This is a genomic window from Mangrovimonas cancribranchiae, from assembly GCF_037126245.1.
Classification (GTDB): Bacteria; Bacteroidota; Bacteroidia; order Flavobacteriales; family Flavobacteriaceae; genus Mangrovimonas; species Mangrovimonas cancribranchiae.
Genome location: NZ_CP136925.1, coordinates 59488 through 85883, shown reverse-complemented (window position 1 = coordinate 85883; position 26396 = coordinate 59488). Strand labels below are relative to the sequence as shown.

Sequence of the window (26396 nt, the reverse complement as noted above, 5' to 3'; positions counted from 1 at the left end):
ATCCCAACGTTAAGTCGGGACTTTTATTATCTATAAGATTTTGTAAAAACGTATTTTATCCTTTAAAAGAGGCTTTTAAGTACTCACGATTCATACGTGCAATGTTTTCTAAAGAAATTCCTTTAGGACATTCTACTTCACAAGCACCTGTGTTAGTACAGTTACCAAATCCTTCTTCGTCCATTTGTTTAACCATGTTCATAACACGATCTGTAGCTTCTACTTGCCCTTGAGGTAATAAAGCAAATTGCGATACTTTAGCCCCAACAAATAACATAGCAGAAGAGTTTTTACAGCTTGCCACACAAGCACCACAACCAATACACGTCGCTGCATCGAAAGCATCGTCAGCATCATGTTTGTTTACTGGAATGGTATTCGCATCAATAGTATTTCCAGAAGTGTTAACCGAAACAAATCCTCCAGCATGTTGTATACGATCAAATGAGCTTCTGTCTACAACTAAATCTTTTACAACTGGAAATGCAGCTGCTCTAAATGGTTCAATATAAATGGTATCGCCATCATTAAACATACGCATGTGTAATTGACATGTTGTTACGCCTCGATCTGGGCCATGGGCTTCACCATTAATATAAAGCGAACACATACCACAAATTCCTTCACGACAATCGTGATCGAATGCTACAGGCTCTTCTCCTTTATTAATTAACTCTTCATTTAAAACGTCTAACATTTCAAGGAAAGACATATCTGGCTCTATCCCACTAATTGGATAGTCAACCATTTTTCCTTTATCGTTAGCGTTTTTTTGACGCCATATTTTCAACGTTAAATTCATAGTCTTCCTTATTTATAACTTCTTTGTTTTAATTCTATATTTTCAAATACGAGATTTTCCTTATGCAATACAGCATCTTTAGGTTCTCCTTTATATTCCCAAGCAGCCACATATTTAAAATTCTCATCGTCACGCTTGGCTTCGCCTTTTTGTTCGCCACTTTCTTCTACAGATTCTTCACGGTAGTGTCCACCACAAGACTCATTTCGTTGTAGAGCATCTTTAGCAAACAGCTCGCCTAATTCTAAGAAATCGGCTACACGACCTGCTTTGGCTAATTCTTCGTTAAATTCCTCTGCTTCTCCAGGGACTTTGACATCTTTCCAGAATTCTTCACGTAATGCTGCAATTTCTTCTATAGCTTCAGATAAACCTTTAGCATTACGGGACATACCTACTTTATTCCACATGATCTTTCCTAGTTTTTTGTGGAAATAATCTACAGAATGTGTTCCGTTGTTATTAATTAGAGATTCAATACGGTTACGAACATTCTTTTCGGCTTCTTCAAATTCTGGTGACTCAGTTGAAATTGGTCCAGTACGGATATCGTTAGATAAATAATCTCCAATAGTATATGGTAATACAAAGTATCCGTCTGCTAATCCTTGCATTAAAGCCGAAGCTCCTAAACGGTTAGCACCATGATCGGAGAAGTTAGCTTCACCAATTGCATACAATCCAGGAACGGTTGTCATTAAATTATAATCTACCCAAATACCGCCCATAGTGTAGTGCACTGCTGGGTAAATCATCATTGGGGTTTCGTATGGATTTTGGTCGACGATTTTTTCATACATCTGGAATAAGTTTCCATACTTATTTTTAATCACTTCTTGACCTAGCTCTTTAACTAAAGCCGCATCGTTTTCGTTTAATCCTTTAACATGAGCTTGTTCTTTACCATAACGTTGAATTGCCGAGGCAAAATCTAAGTAAACAGCCTCACCTGTTTTATTTACACCATAGCCAGCATCGCAACGCTCTTTAGCAGCACGAGAAGCCACATCACGTGGCACTAAGTTACCAAAGGCTGGATAACGACGCTCTAAATAATAATCTCTATTCTCTTCAGCAATTTCCGTTGGTTTTAATTTACCTTCTCGAATGGCTTTAACATCCTCCATATGTTTTGGCACCCAAATACGGCCATCGTTACGTAACGACTCCGACATCAATGTTAATTTAGATTGATGATCTCCAGACACTGGAATACATGTTGGGTGGATTTGTGTGTAACATGGATTAGCAAAATAAGCACCACGCTTATGAGCTTTCCAAGCTGCGGTAACATTACTTCCCATAGCATTTGTTGATAAGAAGAATACATTACCATAACCTCCTGTTCCTAAAACAACAGCGTGAGCTGAGTGTCTTTCAATTTCTCCAGTTACTAAGTTACGTGCAATAATACCTCGCGCTTTTCCATCTACTACAACAACATCTAACATTTCATGACGGTTGTACATTTTAATTTTACCACGTCCAATTTGTCGGTTCATGGCAGAATACGCTCCTAGCAGTAACTGTTGCCCTGTTTGACCTTTGGCGTAGAAAGTACGAGATACTAAAACTCCACCAAAAGAACGGTTATCTAACAACCCACCATACTCACGAGCAAAAGGAACACCTTGTGCTACACATTGATCGATAATATTAGCAGACACCTCGGCCAAACGATACACATTGGCTTCACGCGAACGATAATCACCACCTTTTACTGTATCGTAAAATAATCGGTAATCAGAATCGCCATCACCTTGATAGTTCTTGGCAGCGTTTATACCGCCTTGTGCAGCAATAGAGTGTGCACGACGCGGCGAATCTTGAAAACAGAATGCTTTTACATTATAGCCAAGCTCTGCTAAAGTTGCAGCGGCAGAACCACCAGCTAAACCAGTTCCCACAACAATTACATCTATTAAACGTTTGTTGGCTGGATTAACTAAGTTAATATTGTTTTTATGATTGGTCCATTTATCTGCTAAAGGACCTTTTGGTATTTTTGAATCTAAAGCCATGTTAGATGTATTTTAATGATTAAAATGGTGAACTAATGCAATAATGATAAACCCTAAAGGAATAATAATTGCATATGCTTTTCCAAATCCTTTTAATGCTCTTGTGTATTTGTTGTTAGCACCAACTGATTGAAAGGCCGACATAAATCCGTGTAATAAATGCAATGCTAAAAACACAAAACCTAAACAATATAGCGCCACACGCCATAATGGTTGAAATTTATGCACAAGTTCTTCGTAGTATCTGTACTCACCACTTGGCAACAACCCAGACATATCGCCTTGGATATATTTAGTGTTGATTTCCGGAATCCAGAAATCGATAAAGTGAATAACCAAGAAAATTAAAATGAATAACCCGCTGTAAATCATATTGCGGCTCATCCATGATGAATTGGCAGCACCATTGTTTTTTGCATACTTAATTTGTCTAGCACCTTTGTTTCTTATCTCCAGAATAAATCCCATTACAAAGTGAAAAACGACACCAAAAATCAATACAGGTTGCATAATGTATTGAATTAACCAATTGGTTCCCATAAAGTGAGACAGGTTGTTAAAAGCGTCTGCACTAATTATAGATGAAAAATTGATAATAAAGTGTTGTAACAAGAAAATCATTAGGAAGAGGGCCGAAAGTGCCATGGCAAATTTTCTTCCTATCGAAGAATTTAGAATTCCGCTCATTGTTGAAGTTTAATTTTTTATCCAAACAAAGATACACTACCTCTAAATTTTAGACAAAAACTCAAACGTTATAATTAGGTATTTAGAATGATTTTAAACAGAAGTTACTCTGAAACCATAGGAATAAGTCCTCGTAATCCCATATCGACAACTTGCTCTCCAGCACTTGGCTCGTATTTACCATCAGCATTTACCTCTGTCCATTCAAAACTATTGTTTATTGAAAATGACAAGACAACTTCAACATCTTGTGTTTCTTCGCCAGTTATAGTAAACCCATTTTCAAACGCGCCAGTTACCACACAAGACCCTTGCGGTATTGGCGAGGAATCGAATAATGGATTAGGAACCGTTGTTGCCCCAGCAGGCGCTTGACCTTGCGTAGCAAACCCTTCGGCCTCGAAAGCCCAGAAACCTTGTAATTTGTTTCCGTTTACATCTATACTTTGCCCATTTAAGTCGAAGGTTGTTATGTAGGTATTGTACCCAACAAAACTTGCTAATGTTCCGGTATAATCTACGCCATCTAAAAGAAAATCGATGTCGCCTTCTTGATAGGCTAACGATACACGAATCCATTCATACGTTCCTGCAGAAACTTGATTTAATGGTAAGGTTAAAAACACCTCATCATCTCCAGCAAAACGTGCATTTTGAAAATTTATCGCTCGGTCACCTCCAGCTGTTGTTTCAGAACCATTAAAAACAATTTCACCCTCTCCTAGTGGTGTAAATGCTCCTGGAGCCAACTCTATATAATTAGCACTCATTTTTGAAATAGTTGGGGATTGCGCCGCATTACCACTAGGAATAATTGCTGGCTCTCCAACATTATTTAAACGTTCTTGGTTAGGATCAAACTTTAGCTTTATGACTAAATTAGGACTATTAAGTTGTTGCGCATCATCGTTATCTTCGCTACAAGACATGACAATTAAAAAAGTAAAAAAGCAAATTTTAAATAGATGTTTCATGATTTGAGGTTTCTTTTAATAACCAAATTTGTGAAAAAATATTGCATTAATAAAGTTTTAACACCCTAATTTTATTAAACCTCATGGATTGAGTACCTTTGGAAAAATTCAATTTTTAATATGAAATACTTACCTATAGACAGCAAGTTATTTATTAAAAACCGCAACAACTTCATGGCTAAAATGAAACCTAATAGTTTAGCTGTTTTTAATAGTAATGACATTTACCCTATTGGTGCAGACAGCACCATACCTTTTCAACAAGATCGCAATATTTTTTATTTAAGCGGTGTCGATCAGGAAGAAAGCATTTTATTATTATTTCCTGATTGTCCAAACCCAAAGCATCGTGAAATTTTATTTCTTACAGAAACAAACGATCATATTGCTGTTTGGGAAGGCGAAAAACTAACCAAAGAGAAGGCGTTTGAAACAGCTGGGATAAAAACCGTGTATTGGCTTCAAGATTTCGACAAAGTTTTTAGAGAAGTCATGGCGCAATGCGACACCGTTTATATTAACACTAACGAACATTACCGAGCTAATATAGAAACACAAACTCGCGAAGACCGTTTTAATAAATGGTTAAGAGAGAAATTTCCAGCACATAGTGTAGAAAAAAGCAACCCTATACTACAGCGTTTACGTTCTGTAAAAGACCAAATAGAGCTTGATATTATGCAACAAGCTTGTAGAATTACCGAAAAAGGATTTAAACGTGTATTAAATTTTGTAAAACCAGGTGTTTCAGAATTTGAAATTGAAGCCGAATACATGCATGAGTTTTTAAGAAATCGCTCTCGTGGTTTTGCTTACACTCCTATTGTGGCCTCAGGGAACAATGCTAATGTATTACACTATATAGAAAACAATCAACCGTGTAACGATGGCGACTTAATTTTAATGGACGTTGGCGCAGAATACGCCAATTACTCTAGCGATATGACTAGAACGATTCCTGTTTCTGGAAAGTTCTCTAAACGCCAAAAAGAGGTTTACAATGCTGTAAACCGTGTTAAAGATGAAGCCACAAAAATGCTTATTCCAGGAACTATTTGGGCCGATTACCACGTTGAAGTTGGTAAATTAATGACTTCGGAATTATTAGGCTTAGGTTTATTGGATAAAGCCGATGTGCAAAACGAAAATCCAGATTGGCCAGCATATAAAAAATACTTCATGCATGGCACCAGTCATCATATTGGTTTAGATACGCATGATTATGGTATTTTAACAGAACCTATGACAGCTAATATGGTATTTACCGTAGAACCTGGTATTTATATTCCAAATGAAGGATTTGGTATTCGTTTAGAAGACGATGTTGTTATTCAAGAAACAGGTGAGCCTTTTAATCTTATGCGCGACATTCCTATTGAAGCTGATGAGATTGAAGATATTATGAATTCTTAAAAAATAAAAAGGCCGGTTAAACCCGGCCTTTTCTGATTTAATTAAAAAAACCTATACCATTTCCATTTCAAATACATAACGATTTAGCTTCCTTAAGGTTTCTACTTTATCGCTTGTATTAATTAGTAATGATATATTATTGTTACTGCCGCCATAGGCAATCATTCTTACATTAACATCTTGTAATATTTGAAATAATTTAGGCGTATCTGGATGGAACACAATATTATTTCCTACCAAACAGACTATCGTACGAAATGCATCGACTTCTACAGATGCAAATCGCTCCAATTCTGCTACTATTTCGGTTAAATGCGTTATATTATCTATAGTTAAAGACACAGCAATTTCCGAGGTTGTAACCATATCAATAGCCGTTTCGTATTTTTCAAAAACCTCGAAAACACGTTTTAAAAACCCATGAGCCAACAGCATTCTTCCAGACTTAATTTTTATGGCCGTAATACCATCTTTTGCAGCTATAGCCTTAATACCTTCGCCGTGTACAGAATTTGTTATTAACGTTCCATGAGCATTTGGTGCCATCGTATTTTTTAACCGTAACGGAATATTCTGCTCTCTAATAGGCATTACGGTTTGTGGATGCAGAATTTTCGCACCAAAATATGCCAGCTCTGCAGCTTCATCAAACGATAGATTCGAAATAGCTTGTGTATCGTTTACAAACCTTGGATCGTTGTTATGAAACCCATCTATATCGGTCCAAATTTGTACTTCTTCTGCGTTTATAGCAGCGCCAATAATACTTGCTGTATAATCACTTCCACCACGTTGTAAGTTTGTAATATGTCCATCAGCATCTAAACAAATAAATCCTTGTGTGATATAAATATCGGCTTGAGGAAGTTCGGCTATAATTCTGGATAAATTTTGCTTGATATAAAAATAATCTGGCTCGTTAGATTTGTCAATTCTCATAAAATCTAAAGCTGATATTAACTGCGCATTTACACCTTCTTGTTGTAAGAACCTACTAAACAAAAAGGTAGACAACAACTCGCCTTGAGAAACCATACGGTTATGCAAAAAACTCGTATGTTGCTGATTCACAAAATCGTTAAGCCTATTAAATACAGACTGGATATACCTCTCCGTTTCTTGGTATAAGACTTTATTTTGAATCAACTCGTCTAAGACATCAACATAGGTTATATATAACGCATCTAATAACTGAATAGCTTTTTTTGTGTTTGTTTCTTTTACAGCCTCAGAAACGGCAACTAAAGCATTAGTTGTTCCAGACATAGCAGAAAGCACTACAATCTTTTCGCTGCCATCATTTATAATGCCTTTCACATTAGTCATGTTTTGCACTGAACCAACCGATGTTCCACCAAACTTTAAAACTTGCATATTAGATTTTTTATTTATGTGAACAAAACTAACGTAGAGCGGCTTTTTAAAAATAAAATTGAAAAAATTAAACTAAATTTGCACACTTAGTTAAATAATTAACAATATGAAAACTATTGCAGCATGTGTTGAAGAGCTTTTAGTTGCTCAACCATTTTTAGAAGAAGCTTTATCGCGGAACATTATAAACTATTCGGCATTAGCTGAGGAGTTATCAAAACCTGTTGGCGACATGTTAAGAAAACCCGTAAAAACAGGCGCTATAATGATGGCTTTACGCCGCTATAACCCACCAAAAGATTTAGGAAGCTCACCCAGACTAAAACGTATTATTAAAAACTTAGGTGATATTACCGTTAGGTCTAACTTAAGTGATTTCACGTTTCAAAACTCAAACACATTAATAGAGAGTCATTCAAAAATATTAGAACATATAAACTTAAACGCTAATGTTTTTTATGCCTTTACAAGAGGTATTTTAGAAAGCAACATTATTGTATCCAGCTCAGAAAAACAACATGTTCTAGAGCATTTTAAAAATGAAAAACAAAAAGGTATTAAAGAAAACCTTTCGGCAATAAGCATTAGCTTACCAGAAAACAACTCTAAAGTTACCGGATTATACTACCAAATATTTAAGCGTTTAGCATGGGAAGGTATTGCCCTTTACGAAGTGGTCTCAACCACGAATGAATTTACTGTTTTGGTTGAAGACGACTTAGTAGATAAAGCTTTTTCTGTTATCAAAAAACTGAAAAGTTAAAAAGAGCACAACACTTATGATTACTCAACATAAAAACATTAGCATTCATTATAATCATATAGGTACCGGAGAAGCCGTAGTGCTACTTCATGGGTTTTTAGAAAACCTAACTATGTGGGATAATTTAGCAAATACGCTTAAAAACAAATACCACGTTATAACTATTGATTTACTAGGACACGGTAAAACAGATTGCTTAGGATATATTCATACCATGGAAGATATGGCTGATGCCGTAAATACGGTTTTGAATGAATTAAACATTCAAAACGCTCATTTTATTGGGCACTCTATGGGTGGCTACGTTACTTTAGCATTGTTAGAGAAGTTCCCAAAAAAGGCATTAAGTGTTTGTTTGTTAAACTCAACATCGGAAGCCGACAGCAAAGATAAGCAAGCTAATAGGGATCGTGCTATAAAAGCTGTAAAACAAAACCATAAAGCATTTATTAGTATGGCAATTTCAAATTTATTTGCCATAAGCAATAGAGAAAGACTTTCTTCTGAAATTGAAAACGTAAAGCAAGAAGCTTTAAAAACACCGCTCCAAGGAATAGTTGCTGCACTAGAAGGTATGAAAATTAGACCAAATAGAACCTCTTTTTTTAAAACCTCAAAATGCAAAAAAATGATAATTATTGGACTGAAAGACACTGTTTTAAATGCTGAAAAAATAAAAACCCTGTTTAAACCAACTGATATTTCATTACACGAGTTCCCAGATGGACACATGAGTCATATAGAAAATTCGAAGGAATTATCTTACGTAATTATGTGTTTCATCGAAAAATAACACACTTAAACTGCTTTCAAATGATTTTTTCCTAAGTTTAGAATCCCCAAATCTTTTACATTATGAAAAAATCTACTAACCAAAATGCCTTTAAGATTATTTGTGATATTATTGGTCACAAATATGTTGTTAGCAAAGAAGTAACATCACATGTTAAAGAATACACCTGTAAGTGTTGCAAAAAACAACTAACAACCAATAGTAATGGCAACTTAACCGAATTAACACCTACATTTAAAGAAATAAATTCCATTCTTGAAGATATCTATACAAGAAGGATGGTACGTATAAAATAACAGCAATCACACTATTTTATAAAATCTTAACATTAAAGGTTTTATCACCTCAATTATTTTTTTATGTTAGAGGTTATTAATCATTAAATTGTTAAACACAAAAAAAACAGACATCTTGAAAAATCTTTATTGTAGATTATTCAAACATAAATTTGTAGTAAAAAAGAATGTTACCGCATCGGTAAAAGAATACAGATGCATACACTGCAACAAACAAGTTACCACAAGCGACAGAGGGCATTTAACCCCTCTTACCAAAAAACGCCAAGAAATAAATAAAGATTTAGAACGCTTGTATAAAACTCGTACTAAAAGAAGGCAAGAAACTTGCTATTCTTAATGCTCTAAAGAATTCCATCCTTGTGCTTTTAATGGAATAGCTTGCTCTGCACGTGTAATTAAATGCATGCCTTGACTCTTATCCTTTACAAAACCAATAACCGTTAAATTAGGATTACCTTTAATTTTAGGGAAATCTTCCTGACTTATTGTAAACAACAATTCGTAATCTTCACCTCCATTTAAAGCAACTGTTGTGCTATCTATATCAAACTCTTCACAGGTAGAAATAACTTGTGGATCTAATGGGATTTTATTTTCGTATAACTCGATACCAACATCGCTTTGTTTACATAAATGAATAATCTCCGATGACAAACCATCGCTAATATCAATCATAGACGTGGGTTTAACTTCTAATTCCTTCAATAAAGCAACAATATCTTTCCTAGCTTCTGGTTTAAGTTGTCGTTCAACAATGTAAGTATATGGTTCTAAATCTGGTTGATTTTGCGGATTAACTTTAAACACTTCTTTTTCTCTTTCTAACACTTGTAACCCCATATAAGCGCCACCCAAATCTCCAGTAACAACTAATAAATCGTTTGGCTTAGCACCATTTCTATAAACAACAGTCTCATTACCAACTTCACCTAAAGCTGTAATTGATATGATTAACCCCGATGTAGATGATGTTGTATCGCCACCAATCAGATCAACACCATAAACCTCAGCGGCAGTTTGAATTCCAGAATACAATTCTTCCAATGCCTCTAAAGGAAAACGGTTAGAAACTGCTATAGAAACTGTAATTTGTGTCGCCTTAGCATTCATAGCATAAACATCAGATAAATTAACCATAACAGATTTGTAACCAAGATGCTTTAATGGCATATAACTTAAATCGAAATGCACTTGCTCAACAAGCATATCTGTGGTTACAACTACTTTTTTATCAGAAAAATCTAAAACAGCAGCATCGTCACCAATGCCTTTTACCGTGGATTCTTTAGATATTTTAAAGTGCTTTGTTAGGTGGTCTATAAGACCAAATTCGCCTAATTCCGAAAGCGGTGTTCTTTCTTGGTTTTTATCTTCAATCATAATGCAAAAATAATCGCTTTCGATGAAATAGCCTTAAAACTCATAAAATCTTTAATTTTAACGGTTAAAAAACATACAATTACCCCATTTTCACGTAATTTTGTTCATCATTTTTAATCTTTTAACAAAAAAACGTGAAAAAAACTTTACCCTTAATCTACACTCTTTTTATAACAACCCTTCTTTTTTCGCAAACACCTTGCGATAATGGTTTTGCAGGAGCATATCCGTGTAATGATTACGATTTACTTTCCAACATACCAGTATCTGTTCTAGCAAACACGCAAGGTAACCCAGAAGGTAGTGATGTTTGGGGCTGGACAGATCCCACAAACGGAAAAGAATACGCCATTATAGCCATGACAAACAGCACAGCTTTTGTAGATATTTCAAATCCTATAAACCCTACTTTCCTTGGGCGTTTAGATACTGCAGCAGGAACGAGTTATTGGCGCGATGTAAAAGTGTATAATAATCATGCGTTTATTGTAGCCGACCTTGTTGGCAACCACGGTATGCAAGTTTTCGATTTAACAAGGCTTAGAAACGTAACCTCTCCACCTGTAACATTTACTACTGATGCACATTATACAGAATTTGGAAGCGCACACAATATTGTTATCAACGAAGATACTGGATATGCCTATATTGTTGGAACAAGTAGAAGCGGTCCTTATGCTGGCGGCCCTGCATTTATTGATATTTCTAACCCTACAAACCCCACTAACGCTGGCGGCTATGCCAATGACGGTTATTCTCACGACGCACAAGTAGTCACATATAACGGCCCGGATACCGAACATGTAGGAAAAGAAATTTATATCGGCAGCAATGAATCTGAAGTTTTAATACTAGATGTTACCGATAAAAACAATGTAGTAAAACTTGCTGAAATCACTTACTCACAAACGGGGTACACCCACCAAGGTTGGTTTACCGATGATCAAAGATACTTTATATTAGGTGATGAAACAGACGAACAAGGTTATGGCTTTAACACTAGAACACTAGTTTTTGATTTTAACGATTTAGACAACCCCACTCTTTCATCTACCTACTATGGTTCTACACCTGCGATTGATCATAACGGATACGTTTTGGGTGATAAATTTTTTATAGCAAATTACAGAGCTGGATTACGTGTTTTAGATATTACAAATATAGCAGCTACAACAGATGCTATGGAAGAAATTGGTTATTTCGACACACATCCTGAAAGTAACGGCACGGCGTTTAATGGCGCATGGAGTGTTTACCCTTATTTTTCAAGTGGAAATATTATTATTAGCGATATTGAAAGAGGATTATTTGTTGTTAGAAAAAGCGGTACGTTAAACACTAATACTTTCGAAACTAAAGAAACATTCACATTGTTCCCAAACCCAGCAATAAATCAAACCAAAATAAGCACTAAAAAAGGTTTAATTCAATCTCTTGAAGTTTATAATACTCTAGGTAAAGTTGTCTTTAGCTCAAACAATATTAACCTTAAGTCTTTCGTTTTACCCACAAAAAAATTTACAACAGGCTTGTATTTAGTTAAAGTAAATAACACCACCATAAAAAAACTAATTATCAAATAATCTTATGATTACAAAAAAAAGCATCATAAAAACGCTATTAATAACACTTAGTTTTAGTGTTATTTTATCTTGTGATAACGAACCTGTGGCTGAAATTGCCGTAATTGATACAGATAACGATGGTGTTCCAGATAGTGAAGATAATTGCCCACAAATAGCCAATGCAAATCAAGCAGATACCAACGGAAATGGCATTGGCGATGCATGCGAGAGCAACACACCGCAACCACTTGCAGAATGTATTGATGGGATGGCAGATATTTACCCTTGCGAAGGCTACGATCTTATTGGCTACATGTCTTTAGATGAACTAGCCGAACCTAATGCAGAAGGCAATGATTGTTGGGGATGGACAGACCCTATTACAGGCAAAGAATATGGACTAATATGTTCAACTCAAGGGACTGCTTTTGTGGATATTTCTAATCCAACACAACCACAACTTATAGGAAAACTAGCCAGTGCCAATCCAGGGAATAATGGTAATATTTGGCGCGATGTTAAAGTGTATAACAACCATGCTTTTATTGTAAGTGAAGCCACGGGACACGGTATGCAAGTTTTCGATCTTACAAGATTAAGAAACATAACACAAGCCCAAGACTTTACAGCCGATACACATTTTACCGATTTTGGTAGCGCACACAACATTGTAATTAACGAAGATTCTGGTTACGCATACATTGTTGGAACCTCAAGAAGTGGTACGTATGCCGGTGGGCCACTTTTCATCAATATTCAAAATCCACTATCACCAATTAGCGAAGGTGGGTTACATGATTATGCTCACGACGCACAAGTTATTACCTACAATGGCCCTGACAATGATTACTTAGGACAAGAGATTTTAATTGGAAGTAATGAAGACGAAATAGTTATTGCCAATGTTAGCGATAAAAGCAACCCTACAATCATTTCAACCATCGCCTACAATAATATTGGCTATGTACACCAAGGATGGTTTACCGAAAATATGGAATACTTTATTTTAGGTGATGAGTTAGACGAGCAATATTACGGCAACAATACAAGAACCTTAGTTTTTAATTTTTCAGATTTAGACAATCCTTCTTTTCATTTAGATTATTTAGGACCAACACCTGCAATAGATCATAATGGCTATGTAAAAAACAACACCTTTTTCCTAGCAAATTATAGTGCTGGTGTTCGATTTATTAATACTTCCAACCTTGACTCAGGCTCCATGACCGAATCTGGATATTTCGACACTTACCCTGAAAGTAATTCAGCTAATTTTCAAGGTGCTTGGAGTGTTTACCCATATTTTTCTAGTGGTAATATTATTGTAAGCGATATTGATAGAGGACTGTTTATTATTAGAAGACAGAATTAAAATGTTTAAAAAAACAAAACATACAACATTAATAATACTACTTTTATGCGCCACTTTTTGTATGTACAATTGCTCTAAAAGTGACGACTCTAATCCACTAAATATTATAACAAGAGATATTGTAAGTATAAATACTTTTGGTGGTAGTTTAAACGATGTTGCAACAGCCGTTACAAATACGCAAGACGGTGGTTATGCTATTCTAGGTTACACACAAAGTATGGATGGCGACATATCGGGCAAAAACAATGAAAGTTTTGATTTTTGGGTATTAAAATTTGATAGCGAAAACACCTTGCTTTGGAGCAAAACCTATGGCGGTTCTGGAAATGACAGAGGAAATTCAATTATTGAAACCCCAGATGGGTCTCTAGCCGTTTTAGGATTTAGTGATAGTAACGATCAAGATGTTACCAACAACCATGGATTAAAAGATTATTGGCTAGCAAAGTTATCTTCTAACGGGAATTTACTATGGCAACAATCTTTTGGTTATGCAGGAATAGATACTGGATATACTGTTATTCCAACCTCAGATAATGGCTTTCTTATTTCTGGTGTGTTAGATGTTACGGCTTCTAACGGCGAAGGCAACTCTAGAGCAAATGCCAGACATGCTGGTGGCGATTATTGGGCATTAAAACTAGACACTTCTGGCAGCATAGAATGGAGCCGTTATTATGGTGGTTTTTTTACTGATACACCTTATGGCGCAACCGAAACAAACGATGGCGGCTTTATAATAGTTGGCTCATCGGATAGTGACGATGTAGACATATCCAATAATATTGGGACTTACGATTTTTGGGTCGTTAGAACCTCTAACACAGGAGAGATTGTTTGGGAGAAAAACTTTGGTGGCACCGAAATAGACGAAGCACGAGCCATCACCAAATCAAACGACGGTAATTACTTAATTGTTGGAGATACCAGAAGTGACAATGAGAATGTAAGCACAAACTATGGCTTAGCCGATTTATGGCTAATAAAAATAACTCCCGAAGGCGAGTTGTTATGGCAAAAGTCGTTTGGTGGAAGTGGTTTCGATGTTGGACGCTCTATTTCTAAAACTCAAAACAATAACTTTGTCATATCTGGTAGCTCTAGAAGTATAGATGGTAACCTAACAAATAACAACGGGCAAAACGATGCTTGGGTTTTCGAGGTGAACAACAAAGGCAACTTATTATGGCAAAAAACTGTTGGTGGCTCACAAATAGACTTTTTTTACGATGCCGTTCAAATTAATAACGGTAACATTATAGCAGTTGGCGAATCTAACAGTTTAGATTTTGACATCATTGAAAACAAAGGATTTACCGACCTTTTAATAACAGTTTTAAAATAACTTGAAAATGAAAAAAATAGCTTACATACTCTTTTTAGGGATGCTTACTTTCTCTTGTAGTGAAGACAATGACGACAAACTAGGCAGCAACAACATTAATGTTACTCCCACATTTACCTTTACGCAAAATTGGGATGGCACAGCAATTACTTCTTCCGATATTGAAAACACGCAATACACCAATGCTAATGGCGAAGTACTAACTATTACACGACTTAGATATTTGCTTTCTCATTTTGAGCTATTAGACGAAAACGGTAATACAACACCATTACAAGGCTATCAACTCATCGATTTATCCGATGCTGAAACATATAATTTTATCCCCACAAGTGCTGTTACACCAGGAAGCTACACCTTAAAATTTGTTTACGGATTTAACGAAGCAGATAATATTGATGGCGCCTATACCGATTTAAATTCGGCATCTTGGAATTGGCCAGAAATGTTAGGCGGTGGTTATCATTTTTTACAATTTGACGGGCAATACAACGTTAATACTACAACGCCAATGCCTTTTAATTATCATAATGGTACCGCTATGGTTAGCGAAGACAATTTTGAACAAAACTTTGTTGCTTTTGAGTTTCCAACAGAAATACCTATTTCGGAAACCACAACAATTGAAATTCAATTTAATCTTGCCGAACTATTCAAAAACCCTAATTTATGGGATTTAAATATTTACAACACACCTTTAATGCCTAATTACGAGGCACAAAAAATGATGCAAGAAAACATTGCTTCTGCATTCACATTAGGAGAGATTACACAATAAACGCCATGAAAAACCGCTGGTATATTCATATTATAATCATATTTCTATTTAGTTCTTGCTCAAGTAGCAGTTCCGATAATGATTATATACCAACGCAAAACACCCCAACACCGTCGCCATTAAACATCCCTCAAGTTTTTGAAGACAATATTATAGCTCCAATAATCCCCATAGATAATCCACAAACAGTTGAAGGCATAGCTTTAGGAAAAAAACTATTTTTCGATCCCATTCTATCTGTAGATTTTAGTCAAGCATGTGCAAGTTGCCACTTACCCCAAAATGCGTTTACAGATAGTAATACATTTAGTACTGGTGTAAATGGCGATTTAGGTACAAGAAATTCTATGCCACTATTCAACCTTGCCTGGAATTACGACGAAAACTTTTTTTGGGATGGCAGAGCCTTTAGATTAGAACATCAAGCCTTACAACCTGTTACCGATCCTACCGAAATGGCAAATACGTGGAGCGAAGTGGTTACTAGATTAAATAATCATGAAGAATATCCAGAGCTTTTTAAAGCTGCATTTGGCAACCAAGATATCACCAAAGAATTAACAACCAAAGCCATTGCGCAATTTGAAAGAACCTTAATTTCTGCTAATTCTAAATTCGATCAATTTTTATTGGGGCAAGCGACGTTAACACCTCAAGAACAAAACGGACTTAATATTTTTATGGATGAAGATCGTGGCGATTGTTTTCATTGCCATGGTAATCCAAACAATCCATTGTGGACGGATAATGCCTTTCATAACAATGGATTAGACACCACTTTTTCAGATAATGGCTTAGGGCAAATTACGGGCGACCCAGCCGATAATGGTAAATTTAAATCACCCTCATTACGAAACCTAGCCTATACAGCACCTTACATGCACGACGGACGTTTTACTACATTAGACGAGGTTATAAATCACTACAGCGAAGGCCTGCAAGACTCCCCTACGATTGACCCTTTAATGAAAAAAATAGATCAAGGCGGTGTACAACTTACAGATCAAGATAAAGCCGATTTAAAAGCATTTTTACTCACACTTTCAGATCCATCCTTTATTAACAACCCAAACTTCTCAAATCAATAGCTAAACCCTATTACGCTATTTATTAATATAATGTTAGGTAATATGGTAAAACCCCACTTATATTGTATATTTGCATTCTATTTTAATTAATCTAAATAATATATGATAAAAGTATCGGAATCAGCTAAAAAGAAAGTCATTGAATTGATGACTGAAGACGGCTATAACGCTGAGACAGACTTTGTTCGCGTTGGTGTGAAAAGTGGCGGTTGTTCTGGTTTATCATACGATTTAAAATTTGATAAAGAACAGCTAGAAGGCGATAAAGTTTTTGAAGATAACGACGTAAGAATTATTGTTGACAAAAAAAGCTTTTTGTACCTTATAGGAACCACATTAGAATATTCAGGCGGATTAAACGGCTCAGGGTTTGTTTTTAACAATCCCAACGCCAATAGAACCTGTGGATGTGGCGAATCATTTTCACTGTAACTTTTTGAAGCGAGAAAACTAATGAGCAAGTATACCGAAGACGATTTAAGAGAAGAACTTAAAACCAAAGAATACGAGTATGGGTTTTACACCGATATAGAATCGGAAACATTCCCTGTGGGTTTAAATGAAGATATCGTTCGTGCTATTTCAAAGAAAAAGAACGAACCAGAGTGGATGACCGAGTGGCGTTTGGAAGCCTTTCGTGTTTGGCAAGATATGATAGAACCCGATTGGGCTAACGTACATTATGACAAACCCGATTTTCAAGCCATTTCGTATTATTCGGCACCAAATAAAAAACCTAAATACGAAAGCTTAGATGAAGTCGATCCAGAATTGTTAGATACATTTAACAAGCTTGGTATCTCTCTAGACGAACAAAAAAAACTAGCTGGTGTTGCCGTAGATGTTGTTATGGATTCGGTTTCCGTAGCCACAACATTCAAAAAAACATTAGCAGAAAAAGGCATTATTTTCTGTTCCATTTCCGAAGCCATTCAAGAACACCCAGAATTGGTCAAGAAATACATTGGTACCGTTGTTCCTAAAAAGGACAACTTTTATGCGGCATTAAATAGCGCTGTATTTAGCGACGGTAGTTTCTGTTATATTCCTAAAGGCGTACGATGCCCAATGGAATTATCTACGTATTTCCGTATCAACCAAGCAGGAACAGGACAATTTGAAAGAACCCTTGTTGTAGCCGATGAAGGCAGCTATGTAAGTTACCTTGAAGGTTGTACGGCACCAATGCGTGACGAAAACCAACTACACGCCGCTGTGGTTGAATTAATTGCTTTGGATGACGCCGAAATAAAATACTCTACCGTACAAAACTGGTATCCAGGAAATGCAGAAGGGAAAGGTGGCGTATTCAATTTTGTAACCAAACGTGGGTTGTGCGAGAAAAACGCTAAAATCTCTTGGACACAAGTTGAAACAGGAAGCGCCGTAACTTGGAAGTACCCAAGCTGTGTGCTAAAAGGAGATAATTCTGTGGGTGAGTTTTACTCCATAGCAGTAACCAACAATTACCAACAAGCCGATACAGGTACCAAAATGATTCATTTGGGAAAAAACACCAAATCAACCATTATTTCAAAAGGTATTTCTGCAGGAAAATCGCAAAACAGTTACCGTGGATTAGTTCAGGTTAATTCTCGTGCCGAAAACGCCCGTAACTTTTCACAATGCGATAGTTTATTAATGGGTAACGAATGTGGTGCACACACTTTTCCATACATAGAAAATAAAAACCAAACTTCACAGATAGAGCACGAAGCAACAACTAGTAAAATTGGTGAAGATCAAATTTTTTACTGTAACCAACGTGGTATAGATACCGAAAAAGCCATTGCTTTAATAGTAAATGGTTTCAGTAAAGAAGTATTGAACAAATTACCCATGGAATTTGCTGTAGAAGCGCAAAAGCTATTGGAAATAAGCTTGGAAGGATCTGTAGGATAATAACAAATACTATGAAAAAACTAGCACTATTACTTTTAACGTTTACATTACTAGTATCCTGTAAAAACAATACTAAAAAACAAGATACAGAAAGTGATAATTACACACTACTAAAAGGAGAGTTTGTGTATTTAGCTGATGCTGCTGTGCTACAAACCAACTTAGAAGTTTACGGCGTTATTATTAACGACAAAATGCACGAGTTAGATAACCAAGTAAAACAATATAAAAAAGAAGATACCGATATGGTTCCTGTTGAAATAATGGGACTAATAACACCAAAACCTAAAAATGAAGAAGGTTGGCCATTTCGAGTTGAAATAAAAGAAATTATTAAGGTCTCTAAACCAGACCCAAACAATAAAGACGTTGTTAAATTAGGAAGCGAATAAGACTATGTTAAAGATTAAAAACCTACACGCAAGTGTTGAAGATAAAGGAATTTTAAGAGGTATTAACCTTGAAGTTAACCCTGGCGAAATACATGCTATCATGGGGCCAAATGGCTCTGGAAAAAGTACGTTAGCATCTGTAATTGCAGGAAAAGAAGAATACGAAGTAACCGAAGGTGAAATTATTTTTGAGGGTGAAGACATTAATGAATTAGATGCCGAAGAACGCGCTCACAAAGGGGTGTTTTTATCGTTTCAATATCCTGTAGAAATCCCAGGGGTTTCGGTAACTAATTTCATGAAAACAGCCATTAACGAAACCAGAAAAGCAAAAGGGCTTGATGATATGCCAGCCAACGAAATGCTTAAAATGATTCGTGAAAAATCTGAACTTCTAGAAATAGACCGTAAGTTTTTATCTCGCTCTTTAAACGAAGGATTTTCTGGTGGTGAAAAAAAACGTAACGAAATTTTTCAGATGGCAATGCTAGAACCAAAACTAGCCATCCTTGACGAAACCGATTCTGGTTTAGATATCGATGCCTTACGTATTGTAGCTAACGGCGTTAACAAACTAAAAACTAAAGACAATGCCGTAATCGTCATTACGCATTACCAACGCTTACTAGACTATATTGTACCAGATTATGTACATGTTTTACATCAAGGAAAAATCGTAAAATCTGGATCTAAAGAATTAGCTCATGAGCTTGAAGACAAAGGGTACGATTGGGTAAAAGAAGAAGTTGGCGCATAGTGCCAGTAACCAGTTTACAGTTTTTAGTGACCAGCTATTATAGCTAAAAATTGAATGCTGAAAGTGAATACTGAAACATATGGAATTAAAAGATAAATTAGTATCATCATTTATGGCTTTCGAGGATCATTTAGAAGACACCTCGCCCATACATGATGTAAGAAACCAAGCCATTAAATTGTTTGAGCAAGAAGGCTTTCCTACAAAAAAGGATGAAGCTTGGAAATACACTTCTCTAAAATCTGTTTTAAAACACGATTACAGCTTGTTCCCTAAACAGGAAACAAGCATAGAATATAAAGACATAAAAAAATATTTAATTCACGATATTGATTCGTACAAGATTATTTTTGTTGATGGTAAATATTCATCTTACCTTTCTGAAACAACTCACGATGGTATAGATGTTTGCTTAATGTCTGCTGCTTTAGCAAAACCTAAGTATCGCTTAGTTATTGAAAATTATTTTAACAAAGCTGCGACAAAAGATAGCCTATCATCTTTAAACACTGCATTTTCAAGCGAAGGTGCTTACATTCATATTTCTAAAAATAAGCTTGTTGAAAAACCCATTCAAATTGTGCACTTTTCAACAGGTAACGAAGCCGCTTTAATGCTTCAACCTAGAAATTTAATTGTAGTTGACGAAAATTCTCATGTTCAAATTATAGAACGTCACCAGAGTCTTACCGATAATCCTGTGTTAACCAATTCGGTAACAGAGATTTTTGCTAATAAACGTGCTATTGTAGACTATTACAAAATTCAGAACGACAATCAAAACGCCTCTTTAATAGACAACACCTTTATTAAACAAAAGCAAGAAAGTCATGCTTCTGTGCACACCTTTTCGTTTGGCGGAAAATTAACGCGTAATAACCTTAATTTTTATCAAAATGGTGAGCGCATGGATTCTACCTTAAAAGGTATCACGATTATAGGTGACAAACAACATGTAGATCACAATACTTTAGTACATCATATAGAACCTAATTGTGAAAGTCATCAAGATTATAAAGGCATTTTTGGCGACAGTGCTACAGGTGTTTTTAATGGCAAAGTGGTTGTAGAAAAAGAAGCCCAAAAAACCAATGCTTACCAGTCTAACAACAATATTCTGGTAAGTGATAAGGCAACTATAAACTCTAAACCACAATTAGAAATTTTTGCAGATGATGTAAAATGCTCTCACGGTTGTACTATTGGACAATTAGACGAAAGTGCTATGTTTTATATGCGTTCGCGTGGTATTCCTGAAAAGGAAGCCAGAGCCTTACTAATGTATGCCTTTAGCAACAATGTTTTAGAAAGCGTAAAAATTCCTGAAATAAAACAACGCATTACCAAACTTATTGCTAATAAACTTGGTGTTGATATTGGATTTGATTTGTAAGTTTTAGAAAGAGAAATAAAAAAAGGATGGCTATTTAGCGATCCTTTTCTTTTTTAAAAATGATATCTTTCACCGTTCCGTCGCAAGATAATAGCATTCCTGTAACCTTATCATTTTTATCTTTTACAAAATGATAGAGCGTTCTGTCATTATTTCCAAATTCGTTTAATTGAACAGGCTTTAAAGTAATGTTTTCATGTCCTTTATAACTTAATTTAAGCGTACTGTTTTCTGTATAAAAATGGTAGCTAACATCTAATTCTTCAGCATAGTAATCACCAATATATTCTAATATATTTACCGTGTTTGCATCAACAAAATGAGCGCGTTTAAAATAAAATGGCGTGCCACCAAATGAAATTATCATATCATGATTTTCAGAAATAGTGAAATCATACTTCACATTTTCACTTTGTGCTCTATGAAATTTATCTTTGGCAAATTGTACGAGAGAAACAGGAATTTTACCCATTGAGCCCAAAGCTTTCAAAGTGTCATTCTCAATAAATAGCGTCATGGTCATATCGCTATTCACTTCTTTATATTCGCCAACAAACCCATTAATGTTTTGTTTTTCAAAAGGTGAATTTACTTTATTGTCTTTTTGAGTCTTTTCTTCACTTAATAAAAGAGCATCTAAAATTTGATAAGCAATACTTGTTGCATTGATAGTTGGCGTGTTTGTTAAAACAATAATGCCTATTTGCTTTTCTTTAATGGCAAGTAAGTGCGATCGTCCACCAAAACCATAGCCACTATGCCCAACAACATTAAAACCTTTATAGGTATCTAACATTAGTCCTCTAGCATAGTTTAATTTTTTACCAGAATTTAAAATGTCAGCTTCTTTTAAAAATTGTGCTAATGGTTTAAAGCGAGGAATCTGTTCGTTTAGCATTCGCGTCCATATAGCTAAATCGTTTACAGAAGCATACATGCTTCCTGCGCCATAACTTAACTGAGTATTAATAGAAAAACTGTATCCATCTTTACTTTTCATATAACCTATAGCTTTATTCTTAACCGGTTTACCATGTTCCACCCTTACAAAAGTGGCATTCATTTTTAAAGGGCTAAAAACATGATGCTTCAGATAGTCATTTAAATTTTGTCCCGAAATACGCTCAACAATAATGGTTAATAAATTATAATTTGTATTAGAATAACTTACTTTCTCGCCTGGCTGGTGATTTAAGTGCTTTTGTTTGATAGCCAATTCTAATACGGTATTGTTGTCGTAATAAGAAGTATTGTAATCAAATCCTGCCAAATACATTAATGTATGGTAATTTCTAATGCCACTAGTATGATTTAATAAATGTTTAATCTTAATAATGTTTTCATAATCTGGAAATTCGGGCAAATAGGTTCTAATATCATCTTCCAAACTAATTTTATCCTCTTTAATCAAAGACCAAATGGCCGATGCTGTAAATTGCTTTCCAATAGACGCAAAATCGTAAACGGTAGAGTCTGAGTTTTTAACAGTATAATCTAAATTGGAAAGTCCGAAGCCTTTGGAATAAATGGATTCACCTTCATTAATAACTTTTACACTCAATCCTGGCGCATCATTAAAATTGTAAACACTTAACAGTTTATCAATCTTATCAGTAAAATTGGCTTGTGCATTAACATTACAAGCAACCAAAAAGCCAAAAACTACAATTCCATATTTTAAGACTGACATTGCTTGTATTTTTGATAAAAATAGGTTGGTATTAGTCCAAAATTAAGAAACAAAAAACCAATAAATACGATGATGCCTCTGTAAGGCCAAGTTAAAAACTCAAACATAGCACCAATACCAAGGATAAAAAAGGTAATAAAACCAAGAATATAAAATGATTTTTTCATGTATTTAGTGTTTAAGAAAATTTATGAATAGCTAGTTTATACTTAAAATATAAGTGTATGGGAAGAATAACTAAAACCGAAAGCGCAATAGCAGCTAACAACCAAGCATTAGCATAAGGCCAATGCATCATTTGAAAAACTAAACTCATAACCAAAAGCAGGATAACTACAAACCCCATAGAAAATTTCAGTCTGTTAATTGTAATTATCTGTTTAGCAAATTTTTGATGGTTGGTTTCTAATTGCAAATTCTGAAAACTCTCATAACCACCAAACTTACGTAAAGCCTTTTGGTATAAGGTATTAAAATCACTGGTCTCTTCATTTTCAATATAAGTACATATATGATCAACTAAATCCTCTCTCAACGCTTTATCTTCAACACCATAAAGTGTTAAACTACGCTCTATAAAATCGATATGTTTGTCTGTTAACCTCATGATATTGTTGGTTTAGCATTAAAAATAGTTTGTAACGTTATTATAAAATCGTTAATCTCTTTCGTTGCCTCAATCACTTTTTGCTTCCCGTCTTTAGTAACACTGTAATATTTCCTTACACGCTTGCCTACATATATTTTTTCCGTAACCAAAACTCCTTGAGCTTCTAGTTTATGAAGAATGGGATACAACGCTCCTTCAGAAATATCAATCTTGCCGGAAGTTATTTTTTTAACCTCTTGCGTAATCTCATAACCATACATTTTATCCCTACTACTAATTAGTTTTAAAATGATGGGTTGTAACGTTCCTTTAGTCAATTCTTTACTATACATATCACAAATATACATTTTTTTTAAATACATTTTATAAAAATGTATTGTTTTTTAAAATTACAATTTAAAATGCACCTCAATTTATGTTTATAGATACACCAATGCTTTGTACCTTTGTGCTATGAAATTAGAGACACCTTTTAATGTTGAAGCCTTAAGAAAAGATTTTCCTATCCTTAATCGTAAGGTTAACGGAAAGCCTTTGGTCTATTTTGATAATGCAGCTACGTCGCAAACACCACAACAAGTTATCGATTGTATTGTAGATTATTACAGTAACTATAATGCCAACATACATCGTGGTGTGCATAGCTTAAGCCAGGAAGCTACAGATAAATATGAAGAGGCACGACTTAAAATTCAAAAACATTTTAATGCCAACAAGCCTTACGAAATCATTTTCACTTCAGGTACTACACATGGTATTAACTTAGTAGCCAATGGGTTTTCATCTTTATTAAATAAAGGCGATGAAATTATTGTTTCAGCCTTAGAGCACCATAGCAACATTGTCCCTTGGCAAATGCTTTGCGAACGTACAGGAGCCATTTTAAAAGTTATCCCAATGAATGATAATGGCGAATTGGTAATTTCAGAGTACGATAAACTGCTTAACAACAATACCCGATTAGTTTTTGTTAATCACATTTCTAACGCTTTAGGAACCATAAATCCTATTGAAGATATTATTAAAAAAGCGCATCAATTTGGTGCTGCGGTTTTAGTGGATGGTGCCCAAGCATGTCCACATATAAAACCCGATGTTCAAGCTTTAGATGTTGACTTTTATGTGGCATCTGCACATAAAATGTGTGGCCCAACAGGTGTTGGAATCCTTTATGGAAAAGAAGAATGGCTTAATAAATTACCACCTTACCAAGGTGGTGGCGAAATGATTGCCGAAGTCACTTTTGAAAAAACTACCTATGCCGATTTACCTCATAAATTTGAAGCAGGAACACCAAACATTTGTGGCGGTATTGCTTTTGGTGCAGCTATAGATTACATGAATCAAATTGGTTTTAAAGCTATTGCAAACTATGAGCACGAGCTTTTAGAGTATGCTACTAAAAAACTTCTTGAAATTGAAGGACTTAAAATTTATGGAACTTCTAAATACAAAACGTCTGTGATTTCGTTCAATATAGAAGGAATCCACCCATACGATATAGGTACCTTGTTAGATAAAATGGGTATTGCCGTAAGAACTGGACACCATTGTGCACAACCTATAATGGATTACTATAAAATTCCAGGAACCGTTCGTGCCTCGTTTGCTTTTTATAACACCAAAGCAGAAATAGACGCCTTAGTTGAAGGGGTTAAAAAAGCAAAAATGATGTTATCATAAAGCTCACAAAAAACTACAACAATTAAGCACTCTAAATGGGTGCTTTTTTTATTTTCAAAAAAATGTATTTCATCGAAAAAATGGATTAAAATAATTTATTTTCTATGTTTTTAACATTTTTTTTATACTTTCAACCGATTTTAATTAAAAAAACACTAATAATGAAAAAACTATTTTTAAGCTTAACCGCCTTAGGGTTAATCTTGTCATCTTGTAGTGACAATTCAAATGAAAACTTAGCAAACGATCAGCAATCAAAAATTGATATGAGCGATTTTTACGTTTATACAGATGCTGACATAGATGAAACAAATAGATTAGCCCAGGGAAAAGGCAAATCCTGTTATTCTATGGTTAATCTTAATAGATTGCTAAATGAAAATCCTGGGTTAGAAAAGAAAATGTACAATATAGAATATAACACAAGAGCTTTTATTGCCGGAAAAAAACCTGATGGAGCAGGAAATGGAAACGGCAATGGTAATGGCGGTGGAAATGACGGCGGCGGAGACGATGGCGGAACAGGCGATAATTTAGGTGTTATAAACATTCCTATATACGTACATGTTGTTTACAGCAATTCTGCTGAAAATGTTAGCGACCAACAAATTAACTCGCAAATCGCTGTTTTAAACGAAGATTTTAGAGCAACAAATAACGATTTAAATCAAGTACCATCAGAATTTTCTAGCTTAGTAACGGACTCCGAAATTAATTTCACCCTTGATGGTGTATTTAGACATGCTAACCCACAAACATCTTGGGGAACTAACGATGCTGTTAAAAACGAATATCCTCCAATTACCCCAGAAACACATTTAAACATTTGGGTATGTAATCTTGGTGGTGGTATTTTAGGATATGCACAATTCCCAGGTGGCCCTTCTAGTACCGATGGCGTAGTATTGCTTTATTCTTCTTTACCTGGCGGTTCTGCAGCACCATATAACGAAGGTAGAACAGCAACTCACGAAGTAGGACATTACTTAAATTTAAGACATATTTGGGGTGATGGAAGATGCAACAGAGATGATTTTGTTGCTGATACGCCAAAATCAGATGGTCCTAACTATGGTTGCCCATCTTACCCAACAGTTAATTGTAGATCTACCGACATGACTATGAACTACATGGATTATGTAAACGATGCTTGTATGTATATGTTCTCTGACGGACAAAAAGAAAGAATGCGAGCTATTTTCCAGTCTGGAGGATCAAGATCGGCTATGGCTAATTAAAAAAAACTATGTCATGACAAATTAAAAAAGACGTCAACTTTGGCGTCTTTTTTGTATTATTATAGTAAAACATA

Annotated in this window: 27 protein-coding genes; 17 read left to right on the top strand and 10 right to left on the bottom strand. The window is 35.2% G+C overall.

Translation table 11 applies throughout. The features are described 5' to 3' along the window. Positions 1-55 precede the first annotated feature (55 nt). The 4 genes from R3L15_RS00395 to R3L15_RS00380 all read right to left on the bottom strand — a co-directional run bounded on the left by R3L15_RS00395 (position 56) and on the right by R3L15_RS00380 (position 4484). Positions 56-802 carry a succinate dehydrogenase/fumarate reductase iron-sulfur subunit gene (locus R3L15_RS00395; RefSeq protein WP_338732550.1) on the bottom strand — a complete coding sequence of 249 codons (747 nt, stop codon included), beginning with the start codon at positions 800-802 and terminating at the stop codon, positions 56-58. A gap of 8 nt (positions 803-810) precedes the next feature. Beyond that, positions 811-2823, bottom strand: coding sequence for a fumarate reductase/succinate dehydrogenase flavoprotein subunit (locus R3L15_RS00390; protein WP_338732549.1), 2013 nt, complete (start codon positions 2821-2823; stop codon positions 811-813). A gap of 12 nt (positions 2824-2835) precedes the next feature. Continuing rightward, a complete protein-coding gene (locus R3L15_RS00385; protein WP_338732548.1) occupies positions 2836-3510 on the bottom strand; it encodes a succinate dehydrogenase cytochrome b subunit in 675 nt (224 codons plus the stop codon). Positions 3511-3614: 104 nt separating this feature from the next. Further along, positions 3615-4484, bottom strand: a complete 870-nt coding sequence (locus R3L15_RS00380) for a hypothetical protein (protein WP_338732546.1) — start codon at positions 4482-4484, stop codon at positions 3615-3617. 120 nt (positions 4485-4604) lie between these two features. Between R3L15_RS00380 and R3L15_RS00375 the strand changes: the two genes are divergently transcribed. Then, positions 4605-5897: an aminopeptidase P family protein gene (locus R3L15_RS00375; protein WP_338732544.1), complete on the top strand. Its 1293-nt coding sequence runs from the start codon at positions 4605-4607 to the stop codon at positions 5895-5897. A gap of 51 nt (positions 5898-5948) precedes the next feature. Here R3L15_RS00375 and R3L15_RS00370 read toward each other — a convergent pair whose 3' ends face one another. Then, on the bottom strand, positions 5949-7271 hold the full coding sequence (locus R3L15_RS00370; RefSeq protein WP_338732543.1) for an aspartate kinase: 1323 nt from the start codon (positions 7269-7271) through the stop codon (positions 5949-5951). Positions 7272-7377: 106 nt separating this feature from the next. On the opposite strand from R3L15_RS00370, the gene R3L15_RS00365 reads away from it, so the two are divergent. The 4 genes from R3L15_RS00365 to R3L15_RS00350 all read left to right on the top strand — a co-directional run bounded on the left by R3L15_RS00365 (position 7378) and on the right by R3L15_RS00350 (position 9463). Then, positions 7378-8034, top strand: a complete 657-nt coding sequence (locus R3L15_RS00365; RefSeq protein ID WP_338732542.1) for a hypothetical protein — start codon at positions 7378-7380, stop codon at positions 8032-8034. Between the two features lie 16 nt (positions 8035-8050). Continuing rightward, positions 8051-8827, top strand: coding sequence for an alpha/beta hydrolase (locus tag R3L15_RS00360; protein WP_338732541.1), 777 nt, complete (start codon positions 8051-8053; stop codon positions 8825-8827). A 62-nt stretch (positions 8828-8889) separates the two neighbouring features. Beyond that, positions 8890-9123, top strand: a complete 234-nt coding sequence (locus R3L15_RS00355) for a hypothetical protein (RefSeq protein ID WP_338732539.1) — start codon at positions 8890-8892, stop codon at positions 9121-9123. Positions 9124-9238: 115 nt separating this feature from the next. Then, a complete protein-coding gene (locus R3L15_RS00350; RefSeq protein ID WP_338732538.1) occupies positions 9239-9463 on the top strand; it encodes a hypothetical protein in 225 nt (74 codons plus the stop codon). Here the strand turns inward: R3L15_RS00350 and thiL are convergent. After that, a complete protein-coding gene (gene thiL / locus R3L15_RS00345) occupies positions 9460-10506 on the bottom strand; it encodes a thiamine-phosphate kinase (RefSeq protein WP_338732537.1) in 1047 nt (348 codons plus the stop codon). The genes R3L15_RS00350 and thiL overlap by 4 nt on opposite strands. A gap of 134 nt (positions 10507-10640) precedes the next feature. On the opposite strand from thiL, the gene R3L15_RS00340 reads away from it, so the two are divergent. From R3L15_RS00340 to sufD, 10 genes are all read left to right on the top strand, one after another. Further along, positions 10641-12089: a choice-of-anchor B family protein gene (locus R3L15_RS00340; protein ID WP_338732536.1), complete on the top strand. Its 1449-nt coding sequence runs from the start codon at positions 10641-10643 to the stop codon at positions 12087-12089. A gap of 4 nt (positions 12090-12093) precedes the next feature. Further along, a complete protein-coding gene (locus tag R3L15_RS00335; protein ID WP_338732535.1) occupies positions 12094-13443 on the top strand; it encodes a choice-of-anchor B family protein in 1350 nt (449 codons plus the stop codon). Between the two features lies 1 nt (position 13444). Beyond that, positions 13445-14791 carry a hypothetical protein gene (locus R3L15_RS00330; RefSeq protein WP_338732534.1) on the top strand — a complete coding sequence of 449 codons (1347 nt, stop codon included), beginning with the start codon at positions 13445-13447 and terminating at the stop codon, positions 14789-14791. Between the two features lie 7 nt (positions 14792-14798). Next, the gene (locus tag R3L15_RS00325) at positions 14799-15569 is read left to right on the top strand and encodes an MbnP family protein (RefSeq protein ID WP_338732533.1); all 771 of its coding nucleotides are present in this window, start codon (positions 14799-14801) and stop codon (positions 15567-15569) included. 5 nt (positions 15570-15574) lie between these two features. Continuing rightward, positions 15575-16657 (top strand): cytochrome c peroxidase, encoded by a 1083-nt coding sequence (locus R3L15_RS00320; protein WP_338732532.1) that lies wholly within the window; start codon positions 15575-15577, stop codon positions 16655-16657. Positions 16658-16759: 102 nt separating this feature from the next. Beyond that, the gene (locus R3L15_RS00315) at positions 16760-17089 is read left to right on the top strand and encodes an iron-sulfur cluster assembly accessory protein (RefSeq protein ID WP_125466737.1); all 330 of its coding nucleotides are present in this window, start codon (positions 16760-16762) and stop codon (positions 17087-17089) included. Between the two features lie 21 nt (positions 17090-17110). After that, positions 17111-18559, top strand: coding sequence for a Fe-S cluster assembly protein SufB (gene sufB, locus R3L15_RS00310; protein ID WP_338732530.1), 1449 nt, complete (start codon positions 17111-17113; stop codon positions 18557-18559). A gap of 11 nt (positions 18560-18570) precedes the next feature. Further along, a complete protein-coding gene (locus tag R3L15_RS00305) occupies positions 18571-18951 on the top strand; it encodes a hypothetical protein (protein WP_338732528.1) in 381 nt (126 codons plus the stop codon). 4 nt (positions 18952-18955) lie between these two features. After that, on the top strand, positions 18956-19708 hold the full coding sequence (sufC, locus tag R3L15_RS00300; RefSeq protein ID WP_338732526.1) for a Fe-S cluster assembly ATPase SufC: 753 nt from the start codon (positions 18956-18958) through the stop codon (positions 19706-19708). A 79-nt stretch (positions 19709-19787) separates the two neighbouring features. Beyond that, on the top strand, positions 19788-21101 hold the full coding sequence (gene sufD, locus R3L15_RS00295; RefSeq protein WP_338732525.1) for a Fe-S cluster assembly protein SufD: 1314 nt from the start codon (positions 19788-19790) through the stop codon (positions 21099-21101). A gap of 34 nt (positions 21102-21135) precedes the next feature. Here the strand turns inward: sufD and R3L15_RS00290 are convergent, their stop codons facing one another. The 4 genes from R3L15_RS00290 to R3L15_RS00275 are packed head-to-tail and all read right to left on the bottom strand — an operon-like array spanning position 21136 to position 23733. After that, positions 21136-22791 (bottom strand): serine hydrolase domain-containing protein, encoded by a 1656-nt coding sequence (locus tag R3L15_RS00290; protein ID WP_338732523.1) that lies wholly within the window; start codon positions 22789-22791, stop codon positions 21136-21138. After that, positions 22779-22958 (bottom strand): hypothetical protein, encoded by a 180-nt coding sequence (locus R3L15_RS00285; RefSeq protein ID WP_299333247.1) that lies wholly within the window; start codon positions 22956-22958, stop codon positions 22779-22781. The genes R3L15_RS00290 and R3L15_RS00285 overlap by 13 nt, the downstream gene beginning before the upstream one ends. An 11-nt stretch (positions 22959-22969) precedes the next feature. Continuing rightward, positions 22970-23398 (bottom strand): hypothetical protein, encoded by a 429-nt coding sequence (locus R3L15_RS00280; RefSeq protein ID WP_338732518.1) that lies wholly within the window; start codon positions 23396-23398, stop codon positions 22970-22972. After that, positions 23395-23733 carry a PadR family transcriptional regulator gene (locus R3L15_RS00275; RefSeq protein ID WP_338732516.1) on the bottom strand — a complete coding sequence of 113 codons (339 nt, stop codon included), beginning with the start codon at positions 23731-23733 and terminating at the stop codon, positions 23395-23397. The genes R3L15_RS00280 and R3L15_RS00275 overlap by 4 nt, the downstream gene beginning before the upstream one ends. Positions 23734-23854: 121 nt before the next feature. On the opposite strand from R3L15_RS00275, the gene R3L15_RS00270 reads away from it, so the two are divergent. Further along, positions 23855-25084 (top strand): cysteine desulfurase, encoded by a 1230-nt coding sequence (locus tag R3L15_RS00270; protein WP_338732514.1) that lies wholly within the window; start codon positions 23855-23857, stop codon positions 25082-25084. A gap of 161 nt (positions 25085-25245) precedes the next feature. Then, positions 25246-26322, top strand: coding sequence for a zinc metalloprotease (locus R3L15_RS00265; protein WP_338732513.1), 1077 nt, complete (start codon positions 25246-25248; stop codon positions 26320-26322). Positions 26323-26396 lie beyond the last annotated feature (74 nt).

Coding starts and splice junctions, on each gene's coding strand:
- R3L15_RS00320 (WP_338732532.1), top strand. CDS start 15,575: ATGAAAAACCGCTGGTATATTCATATTATAATCATATTTCTATTTAGT.
- R3L15_RS00385 (WP_338732548.1), bottom strand. CDS start 3,510: ATGAGCGGAATTCTAAATTCTTCGATAGGAAGAAAATTTGCCATGGCA.
- R3L15_RS00395 (WP_338732550.1), bottom strand. CDS start 802: ATGAATTTAACGTTGAAAATATGGCGTCAAAAAAACGCTAACGATAAA.
- thiL (WP_338732537.1), bottom strand. CDS start 10,506: ATGATTGAAGATAAAAACCAAGAAAGAACACCGCTTTCGGAATTAGGC.
- R3L15_RS00315 (WP_125466737.1), top strand. CDS start 16,760: ATGATAAAAGTATCGGAATCAGCTAAAAAGAAAGTCATTGAATTGATG.
- R3L15_RS00365 (WP_338732542.1), top strand. CDS start 7,378: ATGAAAACTATTGCAGCATGTGTTGAAGAGCTTTTAGTTGCTCAACCA.
- R3L15_RS00275 (WP_338732516.1), bottom strand. CDS start 23,733: ATGTATAGTAAAGAATTGACTAAAGGAACGTTACAACCCATCATTTTA.
- R3L15_RS00370 (WP_338732543.1), bottom strand. CDS start 7,271: ATGCAAGTTTTAAAGTTTGGTGGAACATCGGTTGGTTCAGTGCAAAAC.
- R3L15_RS00375 (WP_338732544.1), top strand. CDS start 4,605: ATGAAATACTTACCTATAGACAGCAAGTTATTTATTAAAAACCGCAAC.
- R3L15_RS00360 (WP_338732541.1), top strand. CDS start 8,051: ATGATTACTCAACATAAAAACATTAGCATTCATTATAATCATATAGGT.
- sufB (WP_338732530.1), top strand. CDS start 17,111: ATGAGCAAGTATACCGAAGACGATTTAAGAGAAGAACTTAAAACCAAA.
- R3L15_RS00305 (WP_338732528.1), top strand. CDS start 18,571: ATGAAAAAACTAGCACTATTACTTTTAACGTTTACATTACTAGTATCC.
- R3L15_RS00355 (WP_338732539.1), top strand. CDS start 8,890: ATGAAAAAATCTACTAACCAAAATGCCTTTAAGATTATTTGTGATATT.
- R3L15_RS00285 (WP_299333247.1), bottom strand. CDS start 22,958: ATGAAAAAATCATTTTATATTCTTGGTTTTATTACCTTTTTTATCCTT.
- R3L15_RS00280 (WP_338732518.1), bottom strand. CDS start 23,398: ATGAGGTTAACAGACAAACATATCGATTTTATAGAGCGTAGTTTAACA.
- R3L15_RS00290 (WP_338732523.1), bottom strand. CDS start 22,791: ATGTCAGTCTTAAAATATGGAATTGTAGTTTTTGGCTTTTTGGTTGCT.
- R3L15_RS00265 (WP_338732513.1), top strand. CDS start 25,246: ATGAAAAAACTATTTTTAAGCTTAACCGCCTTAGGGTTAATCTTGTCA.
- R3L15_RS00325 (WP_338732533.1), top strand. CDS start 14,799: ATGAAAAAAATAGCTTACATACTCTTTTTAGGGATGCTTACTTTCTCT.
- R3L15_RS00390 (WP_338732549.1), bottom strand. CDS start 2,823: ATGGCTTTAGATTCAAAAATACCAAAAGGTCCTTTAGCAGATAAATGG.
- R3L15_RS00270 (WP_338732514.1), top strand. CDS start 23,855: ATGAAATTAGAGACACCTTTTAATGTTGAAGCCTTAAGAAAAGATTTT.
- R3L15_RS00380 (WP_338732546.1), bottom strand. CDS start 4,484: ATGAAACATCTATTTAAAATTTGCTTTTTTACTTTTTTAATTGTCATG.
- sufC (WP_338732526.1), top strand. CDS start 18,956: ATGTTAAAGATTAAAAACCTACACGCAAGTGTTGAAGATAAAGGAATT.
- sufD (WP_338732525.1), top strand. CDS start 19,788: ATGGAATTAAAAGATAAATTAGTATCATCATTTATGGCTTTCGAGGAT.
- R3L15_RS00335 (WP_338732535.1), top strand. CDS start 12,094: ATGATTACAAAAAAAAGCATCATAAAAACGCTATTAATAACACTTAGT.
- R3L15_RS00330 (WP_338732534.1), top strand. CDS start 13,445: ATGTTTAAAAAAACAAAACATACAACATTAATAATACTACTTTTATGC.